This is a genomic window from Sporocytophaga myxococcoides DSM 11118, from assembly GCF_000426725.1.
GTDB lineage: Bacteria > Bacteroidota > Bacteroidia > Cytophagales > Cytophagaceae > Sporocytophaga > Sporocytophaga myxococcoides.
Map to the genome: position 1 here is coordinate 528,464 of NZ_AUFX01000005.1, position 25,308 is coordinate 553,771.

Annotated in this window: 18 protein-coding genes, 2 tRNA genes and 1 pseudogene; 17 read left to right on the forward strand and 4 right to left on the reverse strand. The window is 38.5% G+C overall.

What is annotated here, in order from left to right; translation table 11 throughout:
• Positions 1 to 2 precede the first annotated feature (2 nt).
• From K350_RS0108260 to K350_RS0108290, 7 genes are all read left to right on the forward strand, one after another.
• Complete coding sequence (locus tag K350_RS0108260) at positions 3 to 650, forward strand: polysaccharide deacetylase family protein (protein ID WP_028979511.1); 648 nt, start codon at positions 3 to 5, stop codon at positions 648 to 650.
• Positions 647 to 1,753 (forward strand): glycosyltransferase, encoded by a 1,107-nt coding sequence (locus K350_RS0108265; protein WP_028979512.1) that lies wholly within the window; start codon positions 647 to 649, stop codon positions 1,751 to 1,753. The genes K350_RS0108260 and K350_RS0108265 overlap by 4 nt, the downstream gene beginning before the upstream one ends.
• Before the next feature lie 3 nt (positions 1,754 to 1,756).
• Complete coding sequence (locus K350_RS0108270; protein ID WP_028979513.1) at positions 1,757 to 2,533, forward strand: TatD family hydrolase; 777 nt, start codon at positions 1,757 to 1,759, stop codon at positions 2,531 to 2,533.
• Complete coding sequence (locus K350_RS0108275) at positions 2,505 to 3,584, forward strand: asparaginase (protein ID WP_245598577.1); 1,080 nt, start codon at positions 2,505 to 2,507, stop codon at positions 3,582 to 3,584. The genes K350_RS0108270 and K350_RS0108275 overlap by 29 nt, the downstream gene beginning before the upstream one ends.
• Before the next feature lie 101 nt (positions 3,585 to 3,685).
• A tRNA-Ser gene (locus K350_RS0108280) sits at positions 3,686 to 3,773 on the forward strand.
• A gap of 411 nt (positions 3,774 to 4,184) precedes the next feature.
• Positions 4,185 to 6,719: a T9SS type A sorting domain-containing protein gene (locus K350_RS27950; protein ID WP_162144149.1), complete on the forward strand. Its 2,535-nt coding sequence runs from the start codon at positions 4,185 to 4,187 to the stop codon at positions 6,717 to 6,719.
• 108 nt (positions 6,720 to 6,827) lie between these two features.
• Positions 6,828 to 7,733 (forward strand): alkaline phosphatase family protein, encoded by a 906-nt coding sequence (locus tag K350_RS0108290; protein WP_028979516.1) that lies wholly within the window; start codon positions 6,828 to 6,830, stop codon positions 7,731 to 7,733.
• Here the strand turns inward: K350_RS0108290 and K350_RS0108295 are convergent.
• The 3 genes from K350_RS0108295 to K350_RS0108305 all read right to left on the reverse strand — a co-directional run bounded on the left by K350_RS0108295 (position 7,725) and on the right by K350_RS0108305 (position 9,733).
• Positions 7,725 to 8,084: a group III truncated hemoglobin gene (locus K350_RS0108295; protein WP_028979517.1), complete on the reverse strand. Its 360-nt coding sequence runs from the start codon at positions 8,082 to 8,084 to the stop codon at positions 7,725 to 7,727. The two genes, K350_RS0108290 and K350_RS0108295, sit on opposite strands and share 9 nt — an antisense overlap.
• Positions 8,085 to 8,172: 88 nt before the next feature.
• Positions 8,173 to 9,168 (reverse strand): S1 family peptidase, encoded by a 996-nt coding sequence (locus K350_RS0108300; protein ID WP_028979518.1) that lies wholly within the window; start codon positions 9,166 to 9,168, stop codon positions 8,173 to 8,175.
• Complete coding sequence (locus tag K350_RS0108305; protein WP_028979519.1) at positions 9,158 to 9,733, reverse strand: RNA polymerase sigma factor; 576 nt, start codon at positions 9,731 to 9,733, stop codon at positions 9,158 to 9,160. Before K350_RS0108305 ends, K350_RS0108300 begins: the two co-directional genes overlap by 11 nt.
• Positions 9,734 to 9,858: 125 nt before the next feature.
• Between K350_RS0108305 and K350_RS0108310 the strand changes: the two genes are divergently transcribed.
• Together K350_RS0108310 and K350_RS0108315 are read left to right on the forward strand one after the other, a co-directional pair.
• Positions 9,859 to 10,095, forward strand: a complete 237-nt coding sequence (locus K350_RS0108310) for a hypothetical protein (protein ID WP_156026970.1) — start codon at positions 9,859 to 9,861, stop codon at positions 10,093 to 10,095.
• A gap of 77 nt (positions 10,096 to 10,172) precedes the next feature.
• Entirely contained in the window at positions 10,173 to 10,982 is an 810-nt protein-coding gene (locus K350_RS0108315) for a DUF4349 domain-containing protein (protein WP_028979521.1), read from the forward strand.
• 137 nt (positions 10,983 to 11,119) lie between these two features.
• On the opposite strand, the gene K350_RS27955 is transcribed toward K350_RS0108315, so the two are convergent.
• A complete protein-coding gene (locus K350_RS27955; RefSeq protein ID WP_051312973.1) occupies positions 11,120 to 12,130 on the reverse strand; it encodes an ABC transporter ATP-binding protein in 1,011 nt (336 codons plus the stop codon).
• Positions 12,131 to 12,267: 137 nt separating this feature from the next.
• Here K350_RS27955 and K350_RS27960 point away from each other — a divergent pair, with 137 nt between their 5' ends.
• From K350_RS27960 to K350_RS33100, 8 genes and pseudogenes are all read left to right on the forward strand, one after another.
• Positions 12,268 to 13,683 (forward strand): MFS transporter, encoded by a 1,416-nt coding sequence (locus K350_RS27960; protein WP_037574573.1) that lies wholly within the window; start codon positions 12,268 to 12,270, stop codon positions 13,681 to 13,683.
• 57 nt (positions 13,684 to 13,740) lie between these two features.
• Positions 13,741 to 13,815 (forward strand) — tRNA-Val (locus tag K350_RS0108330).
• 329 nt (positions 13,816 to 14,144) lie between these two features.
• The gene (locus K350_RS32305) at positions 14,145 to 16,721 is read left to right on the forward strand and encodes a beta-xylosidase family glycoside hydrolase (RefSeq protein WP_156026971.1); all 2,577 of its coding nucleotides are present in this window, start codon (positions 14,145 to 14,147) and stop codon (positions 16,719 to 16,721) included.
• A gap of 49 nt (positions 16,722 to 16,770) precedes the next feature.
• A complete protein-coding gene (locus K350_RS31945; protein WP_081670930.1) occupies positions 16,771 to 19,113 on the forward strand; it encodes a carbohydrate-binding protein in 2,343 nt (780 codons plus the stop codon).
• 201 nt (positions 19,114 to 19,314) lie between these two features.
• Entirely contained in the window at positions 19,315 to 21,318 is a 2,004-nt protein-coding gene (locus K350_RS30920; RefSeq protein WP_051312974.1) for an Ig-like domain-containing protein, read from the forward strand.
• A 559-nt stretch (positions 21,319 to 21,877) separates the two neighbouring features.
• Positions 21,878 to 22,036 (forward strand): hypothetical protein, encoded by a 159-nt coding sequence (locus K350_RS32310; RefSeq protein ID WP_156026972.1) that lies wholly within the window; start codon positions 21,878 to 21,880, stop codon positions 22,034 to 22,036.
• 5 nt (positions 22,037 to 22,041) lie between these two features.
• Positions 22,042 to 24,642: pseudogene (locus K350_RS33095) on the forward strand (glycosyl hydrolase family 95 catalytic domain-containing protein); the annotation flags it as partial.
• Positions 24,628 to 24,912: a T9SS type A sorting domain-containing protein gene (locus K350_RS33100; protein WP_425423907.1), complete on the forward strand. Its 285-nt coding sequence runs from the start codon at positions 24,628 to 24,630 to the stop codon at positions 24,910 to 24,912. The pseudogene K350_RS33095 and the gene K350_RS33100, both read left to right, overlap by 15 nt.
• The last annotated feature ends 396 nt before the right edge of the window (positions 24,913 to 25,308 follow it).

Consider the following 25,308-nt stretch of genomic DNA (forward strand, 5'->3'; position numbering starts at 1 on the left):
TTATGTATTTCAATAACTACACTTGGGTATTTCAGCTATTGTATCCATCCTTGGTCTGGAAGAAAAAAGTAAACGGGAACGAGCTCTTCCTGACCTTCGATGACGGCCCTGTGCCAGATGCTACAGAATTTGTACTTGATGAATTAGACAAATGGAAAGTTAAGGCTACTTTTTTTTGTGTAGGTGATAATGTTAGAAAATATCCTCATTTGTTGAGGGAAATTATTAATAGGGGACACATAGCCGGCAATCATACTTTTAATCATCTTAATGGATGGAAAAATGAGAATGAAAAATATTTTAACAATATATCAAGCTGCCAGGCTGTAATTGATGAGATTAAAAGTGAAGTGGGAATATATCAGGACTCCGCTAAAAAGTTATTCAGACCTCCTTATGGAAAGATAAAAAGTTCTCAGGCTAAAGAACTTCAAAAGTCTTACGAAATAATCATGTGGAACGTACTTACTGGTGATTATGATCAAAATCTGAAAGAAGAAGAATGTCTTGCAAAATCGATCAAGTACTCAGTTCCAGGATCAATTGTGATATTTCATGATAGTATAAAAGCAAGTAAGAATATGAAATATGTACTTCCTCGATACCTGGAATATTTTTTATCAAAAGGTTTCGAATTTAAAACTTTATGAAAATCCTCTTAGCTATTCTGCTGGTTTACTTCCTTGTTTACTTCATATATATCCTTTTTCTTTTTATTTTTTTTGAAAGGTTAAAACCATACATTTCAAATCCATCATTAACATACAAACCTCTGGTGTCCGTGTTAATTGCGGCACGTAATGAGGAAGATAATATCGGTGAATGCCTGAATTCATTGGCCTCGGTGAATTATCCTGAAGATAAGTTGGAAGTGCTGATCGGCAATGATAGATCTGAAGACAACACCAGGCTTATTGTTCTTGAATTTATAAAGGCTCACCAAAATTTTAAGTTATTAGATATTACAGAAAATGTTGGTCTGGCTAGAGGTAAGGCCAATGTGCTTGCCCAGCTTGCCAGAAAAGCGAATGGGGAATTTCTTTTTATAACAGATGCTGATATTTCAGTGCCGGAAAACTGGATTTCTGAAATGCTCGGAAATTATAAAAAAACATCAGGTACAGTCTCTGGAGTTACGATGATTAAAGGAGATTCTTTATTTACAAAACTTCAAAGTATGGAATGGATGCATGCATTTGGAATGGTTAAAGCAGTATCAGATCAAAACATCCCGGTTTCTGCTGTTGGTAATAATATGATGATTCCCCGCAAAGTCTATGAAGAAACAGGTGGATATGAAAATATTCCATTTTCAGTTACGGAAGATTTTGAGCTTTTCAAGGCTACTCTGGACCTTGGTTATGATTATCAGCAACTCATGGGCCCGGGAGTACTGGCCTTTTCAAAACCTCTTGATAGTTTAAAAAGGTTGTTAAATCAAAGGCGTAGGTGGATGCAGGGTGCTGTAAAAATACCTGTTGTGCTTTCCACGCTGCTTTTAATGCAATCATTATTTTTTCCTGTTATTCTATTCACATTGTTTGTTATGCCAAACCTTGCAATTCTGGTTTGGTCAGTCAAGTTATTATTGCAATATTCATTTATAAACAGAGTGTATAAAAAGATTGATTATAAATTTCCTTTGTGGAAGTATATTTTCATTTATGAATTTTATACAGGATTTGTTTCTTTATTAACTTTACTATATTACCTGAAGCCCGGTAAAATCGAGTGGAAGGGCAGAAGATTTTAATTTATGGATTTTAAATATATCGATACGCATGCGCATATATATGCTGAAGAGTTTGAAAAAGATACAACAGATGTGCTTGAAAATGCAAGATCATCTGGTCTGAAAAAACTCTTTATGCCTAACGTGGATTTGCAAAGCATAGACAGAATGCTTGAAATGGAACACCGGTATCCGGATCTTTGTGTTCCCATGATGGGTTTGCATCCATGCTATGTAAAGAAAGATTTTGAAAAAGATCTGTATGAAATAGAAGCCTGGCTGAACAGAAGAAAATTTGCTGCAATAGGCGAGATAGGTATAGATCTATATTGGGACACTACTCATAAGGACTGGCAGGAGGAAGCCTTTGCTATTCAGGTTCAGCTGGCTGCTAAGCATAATTTACCTATTGCGATTCATTGCCGAAATTCTTACAGAGAAACGATGGATCTTTTATTGAAGGTTAAATCGGATAACCAGACAGGGGTGTTTCATTGTTTTACCGGTGATCAAAAAGATATAGATGAGATAAAGGAAATCGGATTTTACATCGGAATAGGTGGGGTCATTACCTTTAAAAATAGTGGTCTTGACAAGGTTTTAGAAACAGCAGATCTTTCGAATGTGGTTCTTGAAACGGATGCCCCATATCTGGCACCTGTCCCATACAGAGGAAAAAGAAATGAACCGGGATACATTCCTTTAGTGATAAAGAAGCTGGCGGAAGTGAAGAGGTGCTCAGAGGAAGAAGTAGCCAAAATTACTTTGGAGAATGCAGAAAAACTTTTCGACAATGTTTAGTGATAAGATTAATCTGCATATCAGCCCGGAAGCTAAGGGGCGATTGCTTATAATATACACAGGAGGTACCATGGGAATGCATTATGATCCTATGGTCAAATCCTTAGTACCTTTTAATTTTTCTGACATCATTTCCACATTACCAGAGCTAGGCAGGTTCGATCTGACACTTGAATTTATATCTTTTCTTAAGCCGATTGATTCAAGTAATATGAAGCCATTGCATTGGATTTCGCTTGCAGAGCTAATTAATGAGCAATACCTGGAATATGATGGCTTTGTAATTTTGCATGGAACTGATACTATGGCTTATACCGCTTCAGCCTTAAGTTTCATGATGGAAAACCTAAGTAAGCCGGTTATCTTTACTGGTGCGCAACTCCCTTTATCTGAGGTCAGGTCGGATGCACGAGAAAATCTTGTGACAGCCATTGAGATAGCAGCAGCAAGAAAAAATGGTAAACCAGTTGTCAAAGAGGTATGTATTTATTTCAACCATGCATTAATGCGTGGCAACCGGTCAAAGAAGCTTCAGAGCAGCCATTTTGATGCTTTTCTATCCGAAAATTATCCTAATCTTGCAGAGGCGGGGGTTTCAATAGAATTTAACGAAAAAGTTTTGTATAGTCCTGCTGACAAGCCTTTTAAGATTTTTACAAAACTTGATTCCAACGTTCTTATAGTTAAGTTATTTCCGGGGATTACCAAAGAAGTTGTTGAATGTATTTTTAATACTGAAGGTTTGAAAGGTATTGTTCTGGAAACTTTTGGGTCTGGGAATGCCCCTACTGATGGATGGCTTGAGGCGATTTTAAAAAAGGCATCTGATAGAGGTATTGTTATTTTAAATGTTAGTCAATGCATTGGCGGAACAGTTTTTCAGGGAAGGTATGACACTAGCAGGCATCTTGAAAAGTCAGGAGTGATAAGCGGTAAAAATATTACAACTGAAGCTGCCATAACTAAACTGATGTTTGTGCTTGCTAATAAGCCTTTTAGCGAAAATGTCAAAGCATCTTTGGAAGAATCAATCCGAGGTGAGATGGATTAAAAAGATGTGAGATTGATTTATTTTACCAATCCCTTTTGTGTTTTGATAAAATGTTGGTTTCTTTGCACTCTCATTTTCCAAAATTGAGAAAATCTTCCTACAGAGAGGTGTCCGAGTGGTTGAAGGAGCACGCCTGGAAAGTGTGTATACCTCAAAAGGGTATCGAGGGTTCGAATCCCTTCCTCTCTGCATAATTTTAGAAAAGCTCTGATGTTCAGGGCTTTTTTGTTTTTGTACCCTCCACACTGTATTCTTTATTTTGTCCAATAATTCACTTCGGGTTAGCCTTCATTTCATTTAGCAAAGTGTTAGCAATTGAATTCTTAAAACAGGATTTTAATGCCAATTTAATTCTTATTTAGGTATTTTATTACAATCTATTGTGGATTTGATACTTAATATATTTTAATTTTATTATTTAAATTTTTTATTTGAATAGGTATATATTTTGCATTAGTGTGGTGTTTTGTATTGATATGTGAGTATTTTTGTTGAATTCGTCTATTTTTTTATTGAAATATTAATATGTGCTGGTTACTTAAATATTTTTTACGTATTAAAGTGTATAATCTTTTGATTATTAACCAAAACATTCTTAAGATGAAGCCCCTCGATAGTTGTTTGAGAAAGATCTTTTTGATTTTTCTCATAGTAATATTACATGATAGTCATGTCTTTGCCCAATGTGCCTCTAATGTTTCAAATGGGACAAACCTTGTTAAAAACTACGATTTCTCAGGAGGATTCAAAGACTGGACACATGATGCTAATTATGTTGAGTTCACGCCTTGTGGGTCTTCTTGTTATTCTGTTCCCGGTCGTATTTATGCTGGTGATAAATCTACGGATTTTAACAGTGCTTTTAATATGTCTGCTGGAGTTCCTATTCCCGATCATACAGGAACTGCAGATAATATGATGCTGATGGTGGATGGAATTTGTAATCCTGGTGTAAAGCTTTGGCAGCAAAATAATATTCCTATTGTACCTAATACAAATTATTATTTTACAGTCTGGATTACGACGCTTACAGCAACTACACCACGGGGAACTTTGGCTTTTGATATAAATGGAGCGAACCAGCCAACCACAGTGACCTCTGTTGGAGCTGTTGGTAACTGGACAAAATATACCACTACTTGGTATTCAGGACTTACACCTCCTCCAACTATATCAATCAGTATAGAAAATACGACAACAACTGGCTGTAACAGCGCGGTTGACTTTGCAATTGATGATATTTCATTTACCCCTGGTTGTGATTTCGGTACAGCAGGACCTATTCCTAATTTAGGTCCTGACAGAACTATTTGTGGTACGGGAGGATCTATTACTTTAACTCCAAATTTTAACGCAGCCACCCAAGCTAGACCTGACGTTCAATATTCATGGAGTTTTAATGGTGCTGCAGTTCCTGGTAAAACAGGATTTGGATCTACCTTTTATAGCTTAACAGCAACTGCTCCAGGAACATATGCTGTTTGTGTTGACTCTGCAGGATCTTGTGTTAAGTCAGATGTTATAGTTATTTCAAACACCTATACTATAGACCTTGGTCCGGATATTGTTTTATGTAGTCCGGCTTCTGCTACACTGGATGCTGTTTATACAGGTCCAGGTGTTACTTACCAATGGTATAAGGAACAGAATGGTACGGCAGGATGGCAGCAGGCAGATACTATCCCTGGTGCAAAATCTAAAACCTATTTTGCCAATGCTGCAGGGTTATACAGGGTAGAAGTAACAGACCCTATCTGCGGGATGAAGTTTGATGAAATAAATCTTACAACCAATGCTGCGACACCAAATGATGGGTATTATTGTCCGGCATCTAAAGGAGGTACCGGTACCGCAAATTTATCTGTTAGCGGCCCAGGAAAATATAAATGGTGGTCTGCAGCAACAGCCGGAACTGTTCTAGGTAAAGGAGCAACTTATACTGCAACAGGTCTTACATCACCTCCAACTACACATACTTATTATGTGCAGGATACAACTACATTTAAAACAACAGCTGGTCCTCCTGCAGTAGGAAATGGATTTATTGAAAACGGATCTGTGAATGCCGGAGGTGATGAAGGGTTGTTAATCTTTAATTCATTGGAGGATATCGTAATAGATACAATTACTGTTCTCGTAAATAATTATTATTGTCCAACTCCTGGAGCATCTAATGATAATGTTATTATAGAGATAAGAAATTCATCAGGTGTTCATTTACCAGGTTCTCCAGTAAGTGTGACAAAACCTTGCACATTTGCAAACAATGGAGGTTTACCAGCTCCGCAGATGAAGGTTCCTTTAAATATAGCTGTACCTAAAGGTACCGGATATCAAATGAAGTTAGCGACTGGATCAGGAAGTTCAATTGTATTCTTTGGTAATGGTACCGGTGCATCAGGTGCTCCGCCTTCGCCAAGGTTATATAACTATCCTACAAGTTATGGTGGAGTTGTGGAGATGGTAAGTAATAACCCCAAATCATTTAACGTATATAATAAACCGGATGCTTTTCCTGGATATTTTGACTGGAAAATTACGAAGGGACTCAATTGCGACAGAGTTCCCGTAAGAGCAACGGAACTTTGTATTTTACCTGTTGAGTTTCTAAGCGTTTCGGCAAAAGGAGTAAAAGATGCAGTGCAAATAAACTGGAGCACTGCTTGGGAGGTAAATAGCAATGTCTTTATTATTCAAAGATCAGATGACGGTTTATCCTTTAAAGATATCGGAACTGAAGGAGCAGGGGGGAATACAACTTCTGTAACAAACTATTCCTTTATTGATAAAAAGCCCGGAAGTTCTGTAGCTTATTATAGAATAATAGAAGTAGACAACGATGGAAGTCAGACAGTGAGTAAAATTGTGGCTGTGAATTTTGAAAACCTGTTTTTCGCTGTCTATCCTAATCCTGCAAAAGACGTCCTTCATATTGAGTCACAGGTAGAAGAAAATCAGGAACTGGTGGTAAGCATTCAGAACTCTTTCGGTAATATAGTTTATCAGAATAGTGGTGCTGATCTGAAATCAGGAGATGGACTTTCTGTGGATGTTTCAGGTTTTCCAGGTGGTTTGTATTTTGTGATGATAGACTCAGGAAATATTCAAAAGATATATAAAGTAGTTATCGAGTAATAGTTTCTATGTTTTGGTTAATTTAAAGTTGGGCAGGAGAGCGATCTCCTGCCTTTTTTTATAACTTTTTTTTATTGTAATGACTTAAATATTTAGAAAGGTCATGCGATGAGGAAATTTTATACTGTTTTGTTTTTTTGCTGTCTCAGCTTTGCATCTGTTTTTAGTCAGAAGAGAATAGTTTTTATAGGCGTTGACGGGCTGGGATCAAGGATATTAAACAAAGCTGATACACCAGTATGGGACAGCCTGGCTTCTCAAGGATCCTATTCCTATAATGTTAATGCTGTGCTGCCTACTTTGAGTAATCCTAATTGGGCATCTTTACTTATGGGGGTATCAGCTTCCGATCATCAGATATGGGATAATAAATGGAGAAAGTCAGACTTTAAAGATCATACCTTTTGTAATCAGGAAAAGGGAAATACAGTACCTACCATATTTAAGGTTATGAGAGAAAGGTATCCTGATGAAACTATAGCTGTGTTTCACGAATGGAAAGAGTTTACAGAGCTGATAGAGTATAACACTTTAACCTATAGTTATCATGAAAAGGGGAGCGGACTGGTAATAAAAGCATCTGATTATATTATTAAAGAAAAACCTTTATTGACCTTTATCCATCTGGACCTTGTTGATAAAGCAGGTCATACTTATGGTTATAGAAGCATCCAATATAAAACATCCGTTGAGAAGGCCGATTCACTAACGGGTGTTATACTTCAAAAGATAAAGGCTGGAAATGCTTTGGATAGTACTATAATTATCATTACATCGGATCACGGGTTTAATGGAAAAGGCCATGGTGGCAGATCAAAGAAGTTAAGAGAGGTCCCTTTGATTATTGTCGGTGCAGGAATTTCAGTTGGATTACGTCTCCCGGATGGGTTACATAACTATGATCTGCCAGTAACACTGGCCAGTATTTTAAACTGCACTATTCCTGACTGTTGGAAGGGGGAGGTTATAAAAGCATTAATGGAATCAACTGAACATAATGTGAAATTACAATAAGCCCATTTTGCTCATAAATACTCTGGCAATGTTCATAGCTCTTGCCAATGCTTCATCTGCTTTTGGACCAGTAAAGTTTTCTTCCAGTGTAGCTGTAAACAACTGTATCCACCTTTCAAAATGCTCTTTCGTTACAGGCAGATTCATATGTTTGGGAAAGGGCTGTCCTTTGTATTCCATGGAACCCAAAAGAAGGCTGTTCCAGAAATCATACATAGTAGGAAGGTGTTTTGGCCAGTCCACTTCAGCATGATCGTTAAATATAGGAGACAGCAATTCATCACTATTTACTTTATCATAAAAGCGATCTACTAATGTCTTGATGTCTTCTTTGTTGGAAATGTCATTCATGAAATGCTCTAATCTTTATCAAACAATTGATTTATTGTTTGAAGTTCAAATAAATTAAATTTTATGCATATCACAATCTGAATATTTCCTAATATATCTTCACCCTATAAATACACTTTTCAAGTTGCTTAGCTTTGTCCTTTCTATTCAGGGATTTGAGCTTATTTTTCCTGTTAAGTTTTAAATTTTCTTTTGAGCTTTTAATAAATTCCTGAATGAATTCGCCTTTAACTGCATAAGAGGCTCCCGGAGAATCTTTTGGTTTCCCCTTAATTATTCCGATCAATTCACCCTTATCATTGAATACAGGACTTCCGCTGTTCCCAGGGTTTGCAAATATATTCAATTGAAAAGATGATGTATCTCCATTAAAGCCATTAGTACAAACGATCACTCCTTCTCCATAAACCATATCTTTGTCTGGATAGCCAAGTATAAATGACTTTTCAACGATTTCAGGTGCTTTTGTAAATAGGCTATAGTTCGGTACTGGTAAGTCTGTCAGGGTATCTGAAATTTTTAACAAAGCAAGATCGTTAAGCTCATCAAGCTTAATGAGTTTGGCACTGAAAGACCCTGAATTGTTTTCAACTTCTATTTTGTCAGCTCCCTTCAAACCATGCGCAGTTGTAAGTATATAACCTTTTCTGTTTAAAAGCAGACCTGTAACAGATGCATTATAGCTAGGAGTATTAAGCTTTTGAGAAATAACCTGCTGCCATGTTCTGATGTGATCAACATCTTTTTTCAAGGCCTTGTATTCAGCATTATTGTTATTTGATTTCAGATAAAAATAACCTCCGAATAATGTAAATAACGAGGTAATGGACGCAGCCACTGCATATGTTTTTACATTTAGTCTGAATTTGCTGCGTTCCTTTTTTAAGGGAATAGCATTCAACCTTTGTTGCAGCGCCTGTCTCTCTGAGTATTTCTGAAATGTATTCAGCAGTTCCTTATGTTGCTCAAACTTTTCTCTGAAAGCAGAATCAGACTTCAGTTTAGCCTGAAACGCCGATATTTCCTGAGGATTTAATTCTCCCTTAAGAAATCTTTCAATTTCATCCCATAATTCAGGCTTCATAACTTTCTGTTTCTTTAGATTGGTTGAAGAATAATTTTTTTAACCGCTGAAGACATTTATACTTCTGGTTTTTAGCATTGTCTGCATTGGTATAGCGGAACTTAATACTAATTTCTTCCATAGATTTCTGGTGCATATAGAAGTCCTCAAGTAAGCCTTTGCAAGGTTCTCCTATAAGGTTTAATGCAGATTGCAGTTTTATGAAATCATTTTCTCTGTCCTCAGCTTCCAGAATTGAATCTTCTACAGAAATAAAGGTTTCTGATTCATTTGTGATTGCAGGAAAACGTTTCTTTTCTGTTAGCTTTTTCAGCCAAAGATTTCTGCAAATGGAATACAGGAAAGTTCTTGCCTGACATTGAAGTTTAAAATTCTCCGTCTTCAGTTTTTCATAGAAAATAATAAACGCTTCCTGGTAAATGTCCCTGGCTTCATTTTCGGAACCACTGTTTTTTATTACCATCCGGTTAACCATAGGAAAATGTCTTTTGTAAAGAATTTCCAGTGCTCCGGAAGAAGGATTATACATTCCTTCGATTAGCTTCTCATCAGAAATAAACCCCATTCCTTATAATTTTGCCCTTTTAATACACAAACGAAAATCAGGTAACCCAATTTTAAAATATTTTTTTTATACGGGTTACCCTGAAATAAATTTTGGATGAAGTGTAAAATTTAACAAATACACCTATGAGAAATTTAATGATCCTTGCGGCTATAGCTGCTTCTTGTTCACTTACATCTTGTGATTTTTTATTTGATAACAATCATAGTAAAATAGAAAATCCGGGAGATAAAACACAAAAGGCGAGTGTTGAGGAAATTGACTCTTCAGAAATTCAGTTGTCACCTAAAGACTCTCTTGTTAAGGCTGAGCCAGAAAAAACTCCTGAAGAAATAAACAGTGATGCGCCGGCTACTAAATAGCATATTTTTTACTGTTAGTCTTCCGGATCTTTTTCCGGAAGACTTTTTTTCCTTTGGTTTCTTTAAACATCCTATTTATGAAACGAATCATAGCTATTTCATTATTCCTTGTTAATGTATTTTCTTCCTGTGCTCAAAAAGAAGAAAAGGCTGAAGCAGCAGACGTTGCAGCCCAATCACAGGAGATTGCTTCTATTGATGTAAAAAAAGACACCCATATTAAGGATCCAGGAAAAATTATACGGAAAGCCAATATTAGGTTTGAAACAAAGGATCTTCAAAAGACAACAGATCATCTGGAAGCTCAGGTGAATCTGTTGAATGGTTTCGTGGAAAGTTCAGAACTGTTAACTGGTAATTATGAACATTCAAATAAAATGATCCTTCGTGTTCCGGCTTCTGCCTTTGATACAATGATCAGAGTACTATCCAAAGAGGCTTTATTTATGAATGAAAAAACGATTACCTCTGAAGATGTATCAGGAGAATTTGTAGATGTAACTTCCAGACTAAAAGCCAAGCGTGAAGTAGAGCAAAGGTATATTGAACTGCTTCGGCATAATGCCAAAACACTGGAGGAAGTTCTGCTTGCAGAACAACAGATTGCATCACTTCATGAAGAAATTGAAGCAAAGGTAGACCGCCTTAATTTTTTGAAAGATCAGGTAAGCTATAGTACAATAGTTGTAAAATTTTACCAAAAGGTTGAATATGTCCCGGAACCTCAAATGACCGAGGTCAGTATGCTTGTAAGATTTAAAGAAGCCTTCAGCGCAGGATGGGATGGAGTTGTGAGTCTTGCTGTAGGTATGGCTTATGTCTGGCCTTTGTTATTGGTGGTTGGAGCTGTTGTTTTATTTATTGTAAATAGAAAAAGAGCAATGTAGAGACGCCATGCTTGGCGTCTCAAAGCTGTGATAATGAACGACCATTGGAATCTAGCAAATATAATTCAATTTGTGGAGATAACATTAAATGCAGCACGCGGTGGATAGGGAGACGCCAGCATGGCGTCTCTACAATTTCAATCTACAAAATGCATTTTGGATTTACTCAGTTTTACCGTTATTTCACTCCCTTGCAGAATATCCTTTTTTCTTGTATTGATGCGTATTGTAATTTTATTTTTTACAGTTGCTACAATTTCATAACTGTCGCCTCTGTAATATATTCTTTCAACGATGGCTTTGAAATCACCCTTATCTTCTTTTGTTATGCTGAAATGCTCGGGTCTTATACTGATCTTTGATTTTGTTGGTTTACAGCCCAGTATACCTGTAGTTTGAAGAAATTCTTCGGCATTAAAAATATTTACTTTTCCGAACAGATAAGCCGAATATTCATCAACAGGCTTCTCATAAATTTTTTCAGGTATGTCAAGTTGTATTATTTGTCCTGCCCTCATGATCATGATCCTGTCCGCAAGACTCAGTGCGTCCTGAAGGTCATGTGTTATAAAGATCAGGGTTTGGCCTTCTCTCCGAAGATGGTCAAGCACTTGTATTTTGATCTGGTCCTTCAACATCACATCCAGATTGCTGAACGGCTCATCCATTAACAGAAGCTTTGGGCGGTCAGACATTGCCCTTGCCAGCGCTACTCTTTGCTGTTGCCCCCCGGAAAGCTCAGATGGGAGTTTATTTTCCAGGCCTTCAAGTTTACAGACTTTAATGAGCTCATTCAAACGCTCCTCCTGCGCATCTTTGGAAAAATATCTCAGTTGATAGATGATATTTTCTTTTACAGTATGTTTTGGAAAAAGATTGAATTCCTGAAAAAGCAGCTTTATGTCAGGATGCCCGGGGACAAGGTTTTCCGAAGGACCCTTTACTTTTTTTCCTTCAAGAAAAACACTTCCTTCATCGGGTTCAATTAATCCATTGATCAGTTTTAGCAGAGATGATTTTCCGGAACCGTTTTCACCAACTATTGCAATGAATTCTCCCTCATTACATTCAAAAGATATGTTTGAAACTGCAGAATCAGGCTGATTGGTATATTTTTTAGAAAGATTTGATACCTTAAGAAAGGACATTACGTAAAACGATGATATTAAATTAATAAGAAACCAAGGTAAACCATTTATCCCTTTTTTCTTATTTTGCAGGTAAAATTAATTGAGCAAATCCCGGTAATAAACCCACAGTAGAGTAAATAATCCTCTAGATATCAATGAAAAATAATAAAAAAGTACAGAATGCCTGGTGCATGTATGATTGGGCTAATTCTGTTTATTCCCTGACAATAACCACTGCAATATTTCCAAGCTATTATGCTGCTATCATGCCCGAAAGACCGGATAAGGTGAATTTTCTGGGATTTGAGTTTTATAGTTCGGCATTATACTCTTTTGCATTGGCAGCAGTGTTTTTGATTGCCGCCATCTTGAGTCCCATATTAACACCCATAGCGGATAATACAGGAAAGAAAAAGTTTTTTATGCAAATGTTCTGCTATCTGGGAAGTTTGGGTTGTGCATACCTTTTCTTTTTCCATAAAGATGCTGGCGTCCTTTCCCAATTTACTTTGACGACATCCATACTTGCCTTTATAGTGGCTGGATTGGGCTATAGTGGAAGTATCGTATTTTATAACTCTTTTCTCCCGGAAATCGCAACTGAAGATCAGTATGATAAATTGAGTGCAAGAGGCTTTGCAATGGGATATATAGGAAGTGTGCTGCTTCTAATTTTCAATATCACTATGTTGACCATGCCTGACCTTTATTTTAATGTTAATGGAAAGGTTGATGAATTAATGGCTTCAGGCATCAGTAATGTTGAAGCTGTGGATCAGGCAAAGTCATTTTATTCAGGGGTGGCGGCAAGAATTTCTTTCCTTTCAGTAGGGATATGGTGGTTTTTGTTTGCTCAATATTCTTTTTATTATTTGCCATCTAATGTTTATAAGAAAGAAAGCCATGGCAACTGGCTGTGGAGCGGATTCAGAGAACTTAAGAAAGTATTTTCAGAAGTCAGAAAAGAAAAATACCTTAAAATTTTCCTACCAGGTTTCTTTTTCTATAATTTAGGAGTGCAGACAGTAATGTACATGGCGGTGATATTCGCGGAAGGAGAGCTTAAACTTAAGATGAGTGAATTGATTATCGTTATCCTGATAATCCAGCTGCTTGCTATTGTTGGAGCAAATATGAGTGCAAAACTATCAGGTAAAATTGGTAATATCAGTACATTGCGTTACATCAATATGATATGGGTGCTTGTTTGTATAGCAGCATACTTTGTTCAAACAGATGTTCAGTTTTATGGACTGGCAGTTGTAGTGGGATTTATAATGGGAGGCGTTCAGTCGATATCCAGATCTACCTATGCCAAATTGATTCCTGAAAATACTACAGACCATGCTTCATACTTCAGTTTCTATGATGTTGCGGAAAAGTTATCCTGTTTTTTCGGTCTATTCCTTTTTGGTGCAATAGAAGAACTGACAGGGAGCATGAGGCCAAGTACTTTAACATTAGGGATAATATTCATCATCGGAATAACATTGTTGTCTTTTATTCCTTCATTGAAATCTTATTCAGGACAAAGCGAGTTGATGTTGGATCATTCAGGAAAAAATGCATAGAGTTACATTTCAATTTGCATTTATAAAGAAATAATATGTAATTCGCATCCAATAAAAGGGATGTTAGCTCAGTTGGTTTAGAGCATCACGTCGACAACGTGGGGGCCACTGGTTCGAGTCCAGTACGTCCCACTTAAAGGACAAATCAGATAAAGTACTGATTTGTCCTTTTTATTTTTATTTTTATCTAAACCCATTGATAATCGTGAGATTGTCAAGAATCGAATTTGCCTCATTGGTTAGGAAGGTGTCCTATAAATGGCATTAGGATTTTAACACGAGGAATTTCTTGTGGCAATTTTAAGAGAATTTAAACGTCCTTAGACCACTAAAAATTGTATCATTTCTCAGTTTTTTTGAAAGCGAATCTTTTTTACTCCTCATCAGAATTATATTTTTTCTTCTTTTTGTTTACTAAATCTTAAGCTGTTTTGTAGGGGGCATTATTTTCAAATACGTCTATGAAAACAAAGCTATACCTTCCATTTTTAGTTGCGGTTCTCTCTTTCATCTTCAATACTGTTTCCGGGCAGATGGCTACTAACCCCATCATCTTTGCTGATGTGCCTGATCCTGATTTTGTCAGGGTAGGGGATACTTACTACATGAGCAGTACAACTATGCACTTCAATCCTGGCGTGCCCATTATGAAATCAAAGGACCTGGTGAACTGGGAGGTGGTAAGCTATTGCTATCCCATTATGGCCAATACGGATGCTCTTAATCTTAATGCAGGTATGGAAGCTTACAGCGGAGGTACGTGGGCCAGCAGTATCAACTATTACAAAGGAACTTTCTATGTTAGTTCTTTTTCCTATTCCACAGGAAAAACTTATATCTATAAAACCACCAACATTGAAACTGGCCCTTGGACCACGATCACTTTAAATAAAGTATATCATGATCATTCTCTTTTCTTTGATGATGATGGTAAGGTATACTTTGCATATGGGCATGATGATATCCAGTTGACGGAAATGAAACCAGACCTGACTGGAGAGCAGCCGGGAGGAGTAAACAAAGTCATCATACCCAAAGCTTCATCTGTGGCAGGCAGCAGTATGATTTTAACAGCTGAAGGTACCAGGATTCAGAAAATCAACGGGCAATATTATGTGTCCAATATCTGCTGGCCCTCTGGAAAAGGCCGTACACAAATCATTCACCGATCCGGAAGTGTGGCTGGTGCCTATACCGGCAGGGTAGCATTTCAATCTTCTAATGGTTCTGCACAGGGAGAATATATTGACACACCGGATGGAAAATGGTATGCTATGTTTTTCCATGATCATGGCGCAGTAGGCCGTATCCCTGATCTGATGCCTGTAACCTGGAGCAATGGATGGCCAACAGTGGGGGTAAACGGACAGGTACCAGCAACACTGGATATTCCTAAAGGTGCAGGTACTCTTAACGGAATTATTACTTCAGATGAATTCAGTACTGTACCTCCTTTAAAACTTCAATGGCAATGGAATCATAATCCCCAGAACAATTACTGGTCACTGACACAGCGTAGCGGCTATTTCAGGTTGACAAACGAACGTACGGATGCCAATGTCCTTCGCACTACCAATACTCTGACTCAAAGAACCTTCGGTCCTAAGTGTTCAGGTTATGTTTCTGTAGATGTCTCAGGAATGAAAGATGGAGATTATACCGGTCTGGTAGCTTTGCAAAACAAATACGGCTTTGTAGGGGTGAAGATGACCGGTACTAGCAAAAGTATTGTGATGGTAAATGGAACGGGGTTTGGCGGGACACCTGTTGAGGTTGCCAGTGTGCCAGTAAATCAAAATACTGTTTACCTGCGGATTGATTTCGATTTTACCAACAGGACTGATAAAGCTTATTTCTTTTACAGTTTAAACGGATCTACATGGAGCGCAGTTGGTTCAATGCTTCAGATGAATTATGACCTGGAGCATTTTGTAGGTTACCGGTTTGGATTATTTTCTTATGCTACTAAATCAACGGGCGGTTTTGCTGATTTTGATTTTTTCCGGATAGGAGCCAATATTACAGAAGCTCAGAATGCAGGTCCTGTCGTTTCAATTGCAAGTCCGGCAAATGGGGCAACCTTTACTGCAGGATCAGTTATAGATATAGCTGCTACTGCAAGCACCACTGCAGGAAGCATTAGCAATGTTCAGTTTTACAATGGAAATATCTTGCTTGGTTCTGACAATACTTCTCCTTACACTTACAGCTGGACCAATGTTCCGGCAGGTACTCATTCCTTGCGGGCAGTCGCCACAGACAATTCAGGCAGAGCCTCAGAAAGCAAAGTAAGTGTAACAGTAAACATTCCAAAAGGACCTTTCAACGGTACTGCTCATACCATTCCCGGAATCATTCAGGTAGAAGCTTATGATGAAGGAGGTGAAGGTGTTTCTTATCATGAAGTCAATACCAATGGTAACGAAGGGGGAGCAACTTTCAGAAATGATGAAGTTGACATTGAAACGACAAAGGATGTGTCTGGTTCTTTTAATATCGGCTATATTCTTAAAGGAGAATGGCTGGAATATACAGTAAATGTGGCCGCAACCGGAATGTACGATTTAAGTTTCAGAGTTGCAGCAGATGGAACAGGCAAAACATTTCATGTGGAAATGGATGAAGTTGATATTACAGAAACCGTCTCTGTGCCGAATACGGGAGGATGGCAAACCTGGGAAACCATTTCTTTGCAAGGTATCCCCCTTACGCAGGGGCTGCATGTGATGAGGATTGTTTTCGATTCAGATTATATGAATCTGAACTGGGTTGAATTTAAAACTACAGTTATTACAGGCTTGGAACAGGGAAACAACTCACATGTTCAATTTTTTCCCAATCCTTTTCAAGAAGGCCTTCAGGTTATCTGTGAAGAAAAAACGGAATACCAGATTCAGGATTTTATAGGACATGTGATAGAGTCAGGAATTTTATACGGTAATGCTACAGTTGGAAAATATCTTCCCAAAGGTCAGTATCTTCTGAGAGTTTCCAGCGAAAAGGGCACCAAGACAGCTAAAGTAATTAAACTGCAATAACCACCTGAAGTCAATTTCATTCAATGTTATTTAATCAAAACTATGTTTTATGAAAATAATACATTCAATACTCATTTTAATTTTTCTGGGAATCTGGAATAATGCCTTTGCTGATTATCCCTTGGTTGGATACAGGTTCCTGGCGGATCCTGGAGCCATTGTTTATAATGGAAGGGTGTACGTGTATTGTTCCAATGATGATGAAAACGATGATGACAGTTATGATATGAGTTCCATCGTTTGTGTGTCGAGCAGTGATCTGAAAAACTGGACAGACCATGGAGTAGTCTTCGATGTGCCCAGAGATGCATCTTGGTCGGGCCTGAGCTGGGCACCTTCTCCTTCTTACCGTAACGGAAAGTTTTATCTCTACTTTGGAAATGGTGGAAGTGCTATCGGTGTGGCAGTATCCGATAGTCCAACCGGTCCTTTTAAAGATCCTGTAGGACGTGGCTTTGTAACTGGCAGCACTCCAGGAGTTCAGCCTTTTAACGGCTGGCTTTTCGATCCAATGACGTTTATTGATGATGATGGTCAGGCGTATATGTATTTTGGAGGTAATGGTGATGGCAACATGCGTGTGATTAAACTGAACAATGATATGATCAGCACTAGTGGTTCTGCCGGTAAGTTTACAGTGCCCAATTTTTTTGAGGCGTCCTGGATGCATAAGCATAATGGAAAGTATTATTTTTCCTATTCCACAAATCCTTCTGCCGGGATGAGGATTGATTACATGGTGAGTAACAACCCTATGTCCGGATTTACTTACGGGGGAGTTCTTTCACCACAACCTCCTACCAATAACAATAATAACCATCATGCTAATATCTTTTTCAACGGTCAGTGGTATCAGATTTATCATAACCGCATAGTAGCTTCGCAAACAGGAGTCGGAATGGCTTACCACCGAAACCTGGCTATTGATGCTTTTTCTCACAGACAAGATGGAACCATTATACAAATGGTAAATACGGTGAATGGAGTAAAACAGGTCAAATATCTTGATCCTTATGTACGGGTGGAAGCAGAAACAATGAGCGACTATAAAGGCATAGAAACAGAAGTCTGCAGTGCAGGAGGCATGAATCTGGCATATATCGATAACAGTGATTGGGTGATGATAGAAGGAGTTGACTTTGGCTCATCAGGGGCAGGAAGATTTTCGGCAAGTGTGGCAAGCAATAAAGCAGGGGGGACCATTGAAATAAGACTTGGGAGTGCAACAGGAACTTTAATAGGAACTTTACAGGTGCCCAATACAGGAGGGTTTAAATCATGGCAGACTGTTAACTCTACAGTAAATCAGACAACTGGTGTTCATAATGTTTATCTGGTATTTAAAGGAAGTGGAACAAGCCTTTTTAATGTTGATCACTGGAGTTTTTCATCATCCGTGCCTTCGGTAATCATCACCTCACCAAAGAGTACAGATGTGCTTTTTACAGGCACCGAAATTACAATTTCTGCTACAGCCCTGGCACAAAGTGGCACCATTGCCTCTGTAGAGTTCTTTTATGATGGGAAATCAATAGGGGTTGACATTGCTGCTCCTTATTCAATAAAATACACACCTGCTGCAAGCGGATCACATGGTATTACTGCCACTGTTACAGACAGTCAAGGGTATAAAAGTTCTTCAGAAATCTCTCTTTCTGTAAATGTTCCTCAGGGGCCATATAAAGGTACACCTTGGTCCATTCCAGGGATGATAGAAGCGGAACACTATGACGTGGGAGGTGAGGGATTTGCATTTCATGAAGCCAATACCAATGGAAACGAGGGGTTGGCTGCTTTAAGAAATGATGAAGTCGACGTGGAAACAACGATGGATGTTTCCGGCTCCTACAACGTGGGCTATATCCTTTCAGGAGAATGGCTGGAATATACGGTAAATGTTACTGCAACAGATAAATATGATTTAAATCTCCGTGTGGCTGCAGATGGATCCGGAAGAACCTTCCATCTGGAAATGGACAATGTTGACATCACAGGTGACATTATAGTTCCGAATACCGGAGGCTGGCAAAAGTGGGAGACTATCACTGTCCCGGGGATCGATCTCACCTCTGGACAAAAGATAATGAGGATCGTTTTTGAATCGGATTATATGAATCTGAATTGGGTGGAGTTTAAAAATACTGTCATAACAGGTCTGGAGGATACTCAAAAGGAAATAACTGCAATTTATCCAAACCCCTTCAATGATAAAATTTACTGCAACATTCCTGGAGAATATGTCTATGAACTATTAAACATGGAAGGGGTGGTATTGGAAGATGGATCTACTGCAGGAGAAATCAATATTCAGAAAAACTATCCCAAAGGAATGTACATCCTGAAAATAAAGCAGAACAACTTAGTTAAAGTGCTTAAAGTTTTTAAAGAATAATCACAGTTGAAATCTAATAAATTAGAAGTGAGTTATGCCATTCAAGACTGTCACTCATTTATGATGATAGGAAACTTAGCACTTGCAGGAGGTTATGTCAATAAATTATTGATTAAAAACTATGTGTCATCTGTACTATTTTAATTCTGATCTTTGATGAACAACCGATTGAAAATATTTCTATGTCTGATCTTTACTTTAATGTTAGTCATTCATAGCAATGCTGCAAGCAGCATCACTGAGGTAACTTACTTCTCTAAAACAATGAATAGTAACCGGAAAATGAATGTGTACCTTCCGGATGGGTATAATCAGAATACCTATTATCCCACATTTTATCTCATGCATGGCGGAGGTCAACGTTACTATACATGGGCCAATCCAGTTGACGGGAATGCTAAAGCCATATTGGACCAGGCCATTTCCTCAGGCAAGGCGGTTCCTATGATTGTTGTAATGCCTGATGTCCCGGATTTCGCTCCAAACCTCTTTACCCGTGAACTATGCGATGATATAATACCTTTTATAGAAAAGACTTACAGAGTAAAACCTGAGAAAGACAGCCGTGCTCTGGCCGGCCTTTCATGGGGAGGCTTACAGGTGCTGGATGCCGGTTTGTATCGCTATGACCTTTTTGGCTACCTGGGTGTGTTCAGTTCTGGATGGTTTATTGGCGACAATATTTATAATGTAATGAGAACTTACCTTGCTTCCAATGGTGCAAAAATTGAACAGAGTATGCGCTATTTCTATTACGGGCAAGGTGGAACTGGTGATATTGCTTACAGTAACGGGGCAGAAACCATGAAACTATTACGCTCTAATGGAATCACGGTAAATTATTGGGAACATACGGGAGCTCATAGCTTTATATGCTGGAGACAAGACCTACAGGATTTTCTGCCTTTTCTCTTTAAGTATGGAACTCCGGCTGTGACCATTACTGCTCCTGCTACCAATACTTCGTTCACCGCGCCAGCTACAATTAACATAACAGCTGCAGCTTCTGATCCGAACGGAAGCATCTCCAAAGTTGAGTTTTTTAATGGAGAAACAAAGTTAGGAGATGATGCGATCGCTCCTTATACCTGTTCATGGACTGACGTTCCTGCTGGAACTTATACTATTACAGCCGTAGCTACCGATAATGTTGGTACAAAAGCAACATCGGCAGCGGTCACTTTGAAAGTAAATGTTGCTCAGGCATCATATAATAATGCGATTCATATAATTCCAGGTACGATCCAGGCTGAAGCCTTCGACGTGGGGGGGAATGGCTTTGCATATTTTGATCAGACCCCCGGAAGTGAAACAGGTGTTTACTTTAGAAACAATGAAGATGTAGATATTGAAAATTGCACAGATATCGGGGCTGGCTATAATGTCGGGTGGGCAACTTCCGGAGAATGGCTTGAATATACAGTCAATGTTAAGAATTCAGGCGTTTATAATATGGATCTCCGCATAGCTGCTAATGGAGATGGGCGGACTCTGTCTTTAAGCATGGATGGTACAAATATAACCAGTAACATACCTATTCCCAATACTGCAGGCTGGCAAACCTGGCAGACTGTCAGAGTGAGCAACATTCAGCTCAGCGCAGGACAGAAGATCATGCGTTTAACAATAGGGGATGTCGACTATATCAACATCAATTTTGTAACGTTTGACCTTGCCAACATTCCTCCTGAAGTAACTATAACAGAGCCATCAGATAATAGTACGTTCAACACGTTTTCGACAGTGATACTAACTGCTGCAGCTTCGGATAAAGATGGAAGCATAGCCAAAGTTGATTTCTACAGTGGAACAACGTTTCTTGGTACAGACAACACCTCACCTTTTAGTTATAACTGGTCAGGTATGCCGGCAGGAACTTATTTGATCACAGCCAAAGCAACGGATGATAAAGGATCAGTTACATCATCTGATCCGATTACAGTGTTGGTTCAGGAGGTAGTTACTGGAGTGAATGAAGAAATGGACCTAGCTCACGCAATATATCCGAATCCATTTGAAGATGATATTACATTAAAATGCCCACAGGAGTTCAATTACGAAATTTGTGACCTGACTGGAAGAATATTGCTTGCAGGAATTGGACAAGGTGAAAAGAGTATTGGTGAAAACCTTCATTCTGGAATGTATCTTTTGCGATTGACAAACAATGGAAAATCAAAAGTTATTAAGATTCAGAAAAAATAATTAGGGACTTTAAATCTTGCAGAAAGTAATTGCTTCAGGTCGTCTGAGCCCTTGAAGACAACCTGAAGCTCTATTCATTGTTAGGGAAAAGAATGCTGCCGGTTCCTTATTACAGGTTTGTATTTTCTTTAAATTAAACTAAAGTACTTCGAGTTATAAGATTAACCGACGGATGCAGGGATCTTTTCTTTCTTACAACACATATTGTGGAGAACCAAAGAATGGTCATGATTCACAACAGTAGGAGTAGCCTTTTATTTAGGCCCAGGAAGGCTTCCGATTTTGTGATTTTTTGTTTACTAAATCTTTTGAATGATTGTAGGGCTATGTTTATAAAAATCAAAATCAGGTATAAATAATGAAATTGTGTATGACTTTATAGGCACTATTTGAATATGATTTTAATAATTGCATCAGTCAGTGCTGAGGTCAATCGCTATCCTTCATAGAAATGTATAAGGCTGTGGAAGGAGAGCTAATTGATAAGGTAGGCACAGGAAAGTGAGTGAAAGGTGATAAGAAGTTCGTTGTATTTAGGGATTTTTAAAAATAAACTTTCATGAATATTAATAAAAATAAACTGACGGCCATATTGTGTCTGGTTTTTCTGGTAATAGGACATATAAAAGGTCAGAATCCGGGAGATCTTACCTTATGGTATACCAAAGATGCAGGAACTGTTTTTACTGACGCTTGCCTATTGGCAACGGTCGTTTAGGAGGGATGGTATATGGAATAGTGTCCAGAGATGTGATTGGATTGAATGAGTGTACTGTTTGGAGTGGAAATCCGGGGAACAATAACAAAGCAGGAGCAGCCAGTTCGCTGGCAACAGCGAGGAGTCAGATATTCGCAGGCAATTATACTGCAGCAGATGCCACTGTAAGTAATATGATAGGTTCCGGACAGGAACGATTTTTACCAGTAGGAAATCTTTACTTGAACTTTTCAGGGCATATTGCCACCAACTATTATCGTGAGCTAAACCTTCGTACAGCCATTGTCAGAACGACCTATTCATATGCAGGTGTAAATTACATACGTGAATACTTTGCGAGTTATCCTGATCAGGTAATAGTCATACGTCTGACTGCCAGTCAGCCCGGTAAAATTACTTTTTCTACCAGTATGGATTCTCCACAAACTCCGGTTACCACTTCTAATGTCGGAAATGATTTGCTCCTTCTCAATGGGCAGGCAGATGCCGTAAAATTTCAGAACAGGGTAAAGGTGAAGACTGAGGGAGGTTCGGTAACAGCTAATAGCAATAGTATTTCGGTTACTGGAGCAAACAGTGCGACAGTGATTCTGGCAATCGGATCTAATTTTAATGCCTATAATAATGTCAGTGGAGACCAGGCTGCCAGGGCTACCAAGTATATTGATGATGTCAATGCTAAAACTTATACACAGCTTCTGAACGCTCATCTTGCGGACTACCAGGCTCTGTTCAACAGGGTAGATATCAACCTTGGACCTGGTCATTCTTCATCACAGTTGTCTACTGATCAAAGAGTGGCAAACTTCAGCACTTCTGATGATCCTCAGCTCGTACGGTTGCATTATCAATTTGGCCGTTACCTTATGATTGCTTGTTCGCGGCCAGGAAGTCAGCCGGCAAACTTACAAGGTGTGTGGAACAAAGACATGTATCCCTCTTGGGGAAGCAAGTATACAACCAACATTAATTTCCAGATGAATTACTGGATGACAGAATCCGGAAATCTGCCGGAATGTGCTATTCCTATGATTGAAAAAACAAAAGCTCTGGTAGCCCCTGGTCAGCAATCTGCCCAGGTCCATTGGGGTGTTAACAGTGGTTGGGTGCTCCACCACAACACCGATTTGTGGAATCGTACTGGTCCGATAGATGGGGCGTGGGGGCATTGGCCAACAGGAGGAGCGTGGATGTGCTACAATCTCTGGGAGCACTATCAGTTTTCTAAAGATAAAATATATCTGAGTGATATTTATCCTATACTTAAAGGTAGTGCACAGTTTTTTCTGAACAGCCTGGTGACAGAAACAGTGAGCTGAAACAATTATCTGGTGACCTGTCCAAGTACCTCCCCTGAAATTCAACACCAGGGGTATTGGACATGCTTTGCTCCCACTATGGATAATCAGATTATCCGAGATTTATTTAATGCAAGCATCAAAGCATCTGAAATTTTAAATACCGATGCCACCTTTAGGCAGCAAGTGAAGGCCGCCGTTGCCAAGATTCCCCCACATAAAGTTGGTAAATTTGGCCAATTGCAGGAATGGTTCAACGATTGGGATAATCCCAACGACAAGAATCGGCATATCTCTCATTTGTATGGATTGTTTCCGAGTAATCAGATTTCAGTAAGAGGTACGCCCACTCTGGCCAATGCTGCAAAAGTTACTCTTAATCAGAGAGGTGATAATGCTACAGGATGGTCATTAGTATGGAAGATCAATTTCTGGGCGAGAATGGAGGATGGCAATCACGCTTATAACCTTATTAAACTTTTGTTGACGCCAGACAGGACCTACAACAACTTATTCGATGCTCATCCTCCTTTCCAGATTGACGGTAATTTTGGTGCGGTTTCGGGAGTTAATGAAATGCTGATGCAGAGCCAGAATGATGAGGTGCAGTTTCTGCCAGCACTTCCAAATATCTGGTCAAATGGATATATAAAAGGTTTGAGGGCAAGAAATGGATTCCTTATTGATTCGATCAGCTGGAAAAGCGGAAAGCTTTCACAAGCAACAGTAACATCACTGCAGGGAGACACATTGCGGCTGAGGTATGGCAATATTGCAAGAACATACATTACCAGGAAAGGTGAAACTTATGCTTTCGATGGATCATTGAATTTAATGGGTGCGAGGGACAAAACAACTCCTTATAATGGAATACCTCATGTTATCCCAGGACGCATTGAAGCAGAAGAATATGATAATGGCGGAGATGGATTTGCTTACAGAGAAGCCAATGGAAACGGTAACGAAGGTGGTGCTACTTTCAGAAATGATGAGGTGGATATAGAAAGCACGATGGATGATGAGGGGAAATTTAATATCGGATACATTCTGAATGGGGAATGGTTGTTATATACCGTGGATGTATCAAAAACAGGTAAGTATAATCTTGACCTTAGAGTGGCTGCACCAGATGATGGTAAAACTCTTCAGGTTGAAATGGATGGAGAAAATATCGCAGGGCCTGTCACTATTACCAATACAGGTGGGTGGCAAAACTGGGAAACAGTTTCTGTAAGGGATCTTGATCTGACCCAGGGGGTACATAAGATGAGAATTTTATTCAACGCCGATTATATGAATCTAAATTATATTGAGTTTACGCCAGCAATAGTGACAGGTATAGAGACTGAAGAGAAAGAGACTGCTCGTATTTATCCAAATCCATTCAATAATGATGGAATTAATATTAAACTTAAAGGGATTTTCAGATATAAAGTGGATAATATTCTTGGAATTCAGGTAGAATCAGGTGGTGCAACAGATTACGGAAATATAGGTGCAGCTTTGGGAACAGGTATATATATATTAACCATCGAAACCAAGAATGGAATCACGTTGCATAAAATTGTGAAACGCTGATTCTTCCATTTATATGAAAGAGTTATACTGATGAATGGACTTTATTGGTTTTACCTTTGTCAATGAATTGGATCGAAATCTGACTTGTTGACTCCCATATAATATAGGCAATCACAACGCTTCATAAATCAAACCGAAGCACAGATTAAGTAGAAGAAATTAACGGTATAAATGATGCTGATATTTTATGTAAGAGGATGGAGTAAAAGAGAAGGAAAAATTTTAATATAAAAATAAAGTAGAAAGAGGTAAATAAATGTAAAACACTAAACTGAATATAAGAGTAACTCTATTCCATGAATATTTCAATAATGTCAGGACTTTTCCTGACATTATTTTTATAATGAAATTTATGAGAAAATCGTATAAAAGTTTTAATACACCCTATAATATTCC